This window comes from Campylobacter sp. 2018MI01 (genome assembly GCF_018501205.1).
Classification (GTDB): domain Bacteria; phylum Campylobacterota; class Campylobacteria; order Campylobacterales; family Campylobacteraceae; genus Campylobacter_E.
The window spans coordinates 1-440 of the sequence record NZ_JAHCZE010000160.1 but is presented as its reverse complement, the minus strand read 5'-3'; the positions used below and the strand labels follow the sequence as shown (position 1 = coordinate 440).

Genomic DNA, 440 nt, shown 5'->3' with positions numbered 1-440 from the left:
ATACTTAATTGTCATAGCATTCACTGGTTTGCCAGTAAAAATATCGACACCTATTGGCTTGTCCTCAAACAAATCAATCTTTTAGTCAGAGCCATTGGAACCTTTTCTTAATTTTCTAATAGTTCCCGTCATCTTATATTTATTATACAAACTTTCAATATCTACATCATCAAAAAAGTAACTCTTACCTTCTTCTACTGTTGATTGAATATGTCGTGCTTGCTTTTCAGGATTAACTTTATCTAACAACTCGCCAGCGTTAATTTTATATTTAATAAATGTATGGTCTACTACCTGCTCATACTTGTCAACGTCATTAGACGTCAAAGATGGAAATACATCCAACAAATTCGGTATTTCTTCTGTCACTACAACCTCAACGACTTTACGGTTTGCAAGAAGTTCTACTTTACCCTTTTTTTTACGAATTGCAGTTACAA

The 440-nt window shown here is 33.2% G+C and carries 1 protein-coding gene; it reads right to left on the bottom strand.

Going from position 1 to position 440, the window contains the following annotated elements:
* Window positions 1-81: 81 nt before the first annotated feature.
* Window positions 82-440 (bottom strand): polymorphic toxin type 50 domain-containing protein (locus KJQ97_RS09475; RefSeq protein WP_214120703.1); only part of this gene is annotated, 359 nt, incomplete at its 5' end.